This is a genomic window from Prevotella conceptionensis 9403948, from assembly GCF_000312305.1.
GTDB lineage: Bacteria > Bacteroidota > Bacteroidia > Bacteroidales > Bacteroidaceae > Prevotella > Prevotella conceptionensis.
This window is the reverse complement of record NZ_HE999452.1, coordinates 1-5,388: the sequence shown is the minus strand read 5'-3', so window position 1 is coordinate 5,388 and position 5,388 is coordinate 1. Positions and strand designations below refer to the sequence as shown.

The window sequence follows — 5,388 nt, the reverse complement described above, 5'->3', positions numbered from 1 at the left end:
CTGCATGCACTTTTCGTCGTTACCCGTAACGCTCCGTAAAACTGCAGCTTGATTGGTTATCTTCTGTTTGATGGTTTGTTGCCAAAGCTGTTTGCGCAAAGGCAACGAAGACGCGATCTGCTCTCGAAAGCGTTCGCTTTGCAAGGTGTTGACACTAAGGGGCAGAAGTAGGCCCACGGGGTGGCCTTGTGCATTGCAGGTTATCACGGCACAATTGTTTTCGAGCAAGGCATCGAGCACACCCGAAGTGATGGTTATGCGCCGATGGTCGAGCACCACCACCCCAATGTCTTCCACTGGGATGGTGCGCTCGACCTGTTCTCTCAGCACGTTACTCAGGTTTTCGTTCTCCACCACTTCGGGCAGTCGGATAACCAACTGGCATTGGTGTAGACTTAGATAGGCGGGATTGGTGAAACAGAGTGTCTTCTTAATCATTACCTCACGATTTTTGTGATGTTACCTAATCGGTCTACTTCCAACTTCCAGCATACGTCCTTTATCATTTGTTTATCAATGGTGGAAACATCACAATTGTCCGAATATTCCATGATGTCTATTGCGCGTCCCATTTTATTCATGGATTCGAACTCCACCTTATTATATATAGTAGATGCTACTTCGAATGGCAAGAAGAAACAATTCACATCCGTTGCACTCACCATCTTATATATCCTCCGTTTGTCTATTGAGGGATGCGCTGCGGCGCGGTCTTCGTCTGTGGGAACATACACCAAGTCGTTCGGCGAAAGGTAGAATTTAAGGGGTATCCCCGCTCCATTGGTTTCGGGAACAGGCGTTTGCCCCGTTTTCAACCTTTCGGCCGCTACGTTAAGGGTAATGGTTTCAAAGTGCCGTTTTCCCTCCTTATCCTCATAAATAGCGAAATAAAGGTTGGTTCCAGACTGTGCTTCAACAAATTTAGTTTTCTTCGAACCCGTCTGTCCCACAGCAAACTTAGCTCCCATAACCTCCGATACACGCACCTTCAATATGGGTTGATGGGGTTTCCCGTTGTTATACTCGGCAATATGCTCGTTCAAATAGGCAATACCTTCGGGCGTAAAGGCCTGTTCGGGAGAATTATCGTTTGCCTTTAAATAGTTTAGCAAAATCTTTTGAATGCCCGTGTCGGTAATGTCGGCAATGCGTTTGGCATTGAAAGACGTATCTAACGGCTTGCGCGTGGCTACCATTGGCGTAGATTTTGCCGAACTAACATACACTTCCACCTTCTTTATATCGCGCTTATTAAACTTAAAGTCCTTAGCTTTAAAGTTGGCCAACACCTGTTGGAGGTTAAAACCATCACGCAGAAGACCCTTTATGCAGGCACGCAATTCCTTGTCTACAATGCCGTTAACATCTCCCAAAGCGCGTTTCAAAGGCAGCATTTCTTTCTTGATAAGGTTCACCTCGCCGTAGTAGGTTTCCTTGTGCATGGGTTTCCTGATGGCTTTCAGCCCCTCACCCTCTTGCTTAAATCGTTTCTTCTTCCCATCCTTATCGTAACGGAGATACGTGTTGGAGGCCTTATTCACCACGCGAACCGTATTTTTAAAGCTAACAACGAGGTCTTCAAGTGCCGCTTGGGCATCCTGCGTAAAGGTTGGCCAAGGTTTTCTTATCCTGCGTTTTACGTCGCACAGCAGGCGGCGAAGGTCTTGGTGAGCATTGGGACTGGCAGCCGATTGATTATTGAGATAATTAACAATGTTGGCCGATGCGCAGGCGATAACCAGCGCATCCATAGCATGGTGACGATGGTCGATACGTTTTTTCACAAATCCGCGTTGGCATTCAGGAGGTAAAGTGATTTGGAACACCTTCTTACTATCTTCTCCTTGCTTTTTATTCTCCTCATCCAACGCTCTCCAATACCCAAAGTTCTGAGTACCTGTAAGATTGTTAAGCCTGATGAAACGTGGATAAACCAAATTGTGCCACACATCGTGCAAGCCCCAATCTTTTTTCAGCGTATCGGTAACGCCGCCCGTACACACCACCACATGTTTCGAACGCGTTTCTCGTTCTCCTTCTTCTCTAACCACATTAGAAAGCAGGGCCATCACCGTTTTACTGATATAGCGTGTGTCGTTGAGCTGTCGCGAATTAAAATCCGTGGGCAAGTCTTCCATCAACAGCTTGCTTCGCTTTGCGGGGTTATGGGCATAGTTAGTCGTCACATGCTGCTTGTAGGCATCCTCGTCAAGGATGCCCTTTTGTTTTCCACCAAATTGCTTAATGAACTCCATACCCAAAAGGTTATCTTTGAGCTTATTTACCTCGGCCTCACAAATAACCTTATTAGAGAACGAATTGTCGAAATAACGACTCTGCGGAATAATGTGTTCAATTTCGTAGGCAGGGGTAAACAGCTTGGCCAAAGGGATGGGCCGGCCTGTATATGGCGACACATACTTTTGGTCGAGCCACAGCTTATATCGCCGCAGTTCGCTAGCGGATGGTTGTGCCAAACGAGAAATCTTAGCGATGTCTTCGTCTTGGTTGGTTAAGTTCTCCAATGCGCCCTCTTCGTATATTTTCAGCAATTCGCGTTGCGAAGGTGAATAAGGCCGAACATCGCTGATGCTGGGATCGTTCTTCAATTCGGTAAGCAACAAGCTTATGCGCATGTTGGTGTTTTCGTTGCGCTGTATGGCCTGGGTGTCGCGCGCCCGTTGTTCGGCCGTTCGTTTCATATTGCGACCAAGCTCAACGTGTATCTCGTCTATCTGCCCTTCCTGTTTCCACACATCGCGAACAGTACGCAAAGTTTCTAGCACACATTGCTCCACAATGGGGTTGCGCATAGAATGTTGCTTAAAGTTGTTGATGAAGGTGTTTAGCTCGCCTGCATCTTTCCACTTCACTATCTCGGCCACTTCCGAATGTCGGCCGTACACCACATAACAAGCATCCGAAACGGATAGACCTTGGAAATGAGACAGAGCCGTTAAGGGTCTTTGGGGATTAATAAGCGCACCCATCAACCGCTCGTCTATATTCTCTTCGATGATGTTGCTGATGTTTTGCAAGGTTTGCTTGCAAATGCCCCGATTAGCCATTTCATCGTACACGGCTTGCTTATTGCCTTTCGTCCGCTTAGCAGGTTCGGGCAATTCGTCACCGCACCAATACTTGCCCAGTCGCATTACTTGTAACAGCTTTTTGGTGGCTTTCTCCGAATAGGCACCATACTCTTTCTTAAAGGGTTTCACCTTCAAAAATGATTCCACAAAGGCATCTACAGAAGAAACACCATGCGTAAGGGCAAAACGGCGCAGGGCACTGGCAAGCTCGTTGCGGTCGGTAATGGAGTAGAGCAAGTTCCAAAGCATATATTCCACGGCGGGCTGAACAAACAATTGCCCAAGCGTTTCTTTCTCCCCATTATCCACGGCCATGCCCTTAATGGCTTTGTTAATGGCATGGCGCGTTTCGTTGGCAGGGTAAATTTTGTCGTCTACATAGTTCCAACGCAGGGGGAATTCGCCACCCTTTGGTTTCTTCAATTTCAAGAAGTCGCGCAAAATGTGTTCTTGCTTTATTTCGCCTTGGTTGTTGAGCAGGTCGAACAATCGCTCCTTGTCTTCATTGCCCTTTATGTACGCTGCGGTTACGTCCTGACCATCGGCTTGGCGCAGAAGTCTAAGGTTGCTTATCCATTGCCACAATCTGAACTCTTGGAAATAAGGGTTAGACTTGGCAATGCACTTCACGTTCACATCCTTTATTTCTCCCGTTTCCTTATTAATATATTGGCGGGTTTCGTACGGACAGTTGGCTATAAGCGAATTTTTGCTTTTCAGCGGACGCTGATAAAACAGCACGTCTTCTACAAGCAAGTGCTTAAAGTCTTTTGCAAGAAGCTGTGCGCGGTGTGCCTCGTTGTTCCGATAGAGCTCTTCGGCACATGCTTTCAGCAATTCGGCATCACGCAATTCAGGATGAAACTCCATCTGCTTGGCTATTATCGCTTGCAATTCGCGCTTGTAATATTTGCGGTCGATAGTGCGCACAAGTTGTCCGCGCACCTTTTCTGAGGGGTCTGCCAATAGGTGTTGATAGATAAATGCGCCCACGGTTAAGCCCGATTTTTCCAAATGGTCTTCGGTTCGTTTCTTAACCAGTGTCCAATCATCTTCTTTTGGCGACCTAAACGAACGTTTCACATTACCTTCTTTATCGCGTTTGGGAGTAACGCCATCTGCCTCTAAATCGGTAGTGACGATAAACGGAAGCGTTTGTCCCAACCACTTGTCTAGCGAATACTTGCTTTGCCTGCGATAAACCCAGCCATTCTCTAAAAGCACGTTATACCAAACATTGCCGCCCTTACCTTCGCCGGTTGCTTCCACTTTCACCACTTTTAGCTCATGATATTCCACGCGCTTACTTGGTGTTTCCTCTTCTTCCTCACCTCGCAGCTGGTAATAGCCGCGTTTTTGGTTGAAATTAAGCAATATCCAAGCCAACTCTTCCTTGGCAATTGGCTTTGTCAAGGCCTTCGTACGCAGATAATACAGTGTCCAATCCAATGGAATGCGTTTGTCGTTGGAAACGAGGGATGGTTGGCTTGCATTGAAATCGTGGAGCATCTCTTCGAACGACTGCATGAAAACAAATCGATAGCCCCCATCGCCTACCTTTCGCCAAGCTAGTTTAGGTTCTGTTTCGGGCAAGAACTTGCCATAAGTGGCGTTATCTTTTCTATCCCATCCAATGCACGCAGCATAGTGTTCTGGCAAGAAGCCCAACAGGTGAAGAACACGATGAAGACGTTCTCGGCGCAAGAGTGCACGTTCTAACAAACGGCGATGGCTGCGATACTCAGTGCGTTCGGCCGTCTGCGACACGGTAACTCCCGAATCGAACTTACCCAATACATCCTGACTCATGGGAATGATACGACTTCCCAAGCGGATGTCCTTCACTAGATTGCCATTCTCGTCAACAGAAATCAAAGCCCAGCCAACACTATTCGTGCCGAGGTCTAAACCTAAAATATTTTTCATTTTATAGAAATTTGTTTTGCAGTTAGCAATATTATCATTAAATTTGCATCACGATTTCAAGCAAATCACAATAAGGATTATTCCGTTGTGAAACAAATAAGCCGGGTGTTATTAGGGAAACCTCATAGCATCCGCCTTTTTTTATTGTATGCTACCATCGCTAACAAAGTGCTTTGCCTTTATTAAGGCAAAAATAAACATAAATTTCAAAACAAACAACAATCCAACTAAAAAAGTTAGCCTATAAATAATATACTATCGCTAACTTAACCAATTCACTAACTCACAAACTCGTTAACTCACAAACTTAAACCCTCAATAACTCCCAAAAACGAACAAGCCCTGAGTGCAGTCTTCGCACTCAGGGCTC

At 46.2% G+C, this 5,388-nt stretch carries 2 protein-coding genes; both read right to left on the bottom strand.

Annotation, left to right across the window (positions count from 1 at the left end; genetic code table 11):
• Window positions 1-438, bottom strand: a 438-nt coding sequence (locus BN93_RS13270; RefSeq protein ID WP_019188799.1) for a CRISPR-associated endonuclease Cas1, incomplete at its 3' end; no start/stop codon positions are given.
• Entirely contained in the window at window positions 438-5,018 is a 4,581-nt protein-coding gene (gene cas9, locus BN93_RS13265) for a type II CRISPR RNA-guided endonuclease Cas9 (protein WP_019188798.1), read from the bottom strand. The genes BN93_RS13270 and cas9, both read right to left, overlap by 1 nt.
• Window positions 5,019-5,388 lie beyond the last annotated feature (370 nt).

Excerpts from the sequence above, each read along its gene's own strand:
- cas9 (WP_019188798.1), bottom strand. The coding sequence starts at position 5,018 with ATGAAAAATATTTTAGGTTTAGACCTCGGCACGAATAGTGTTGGCTGG.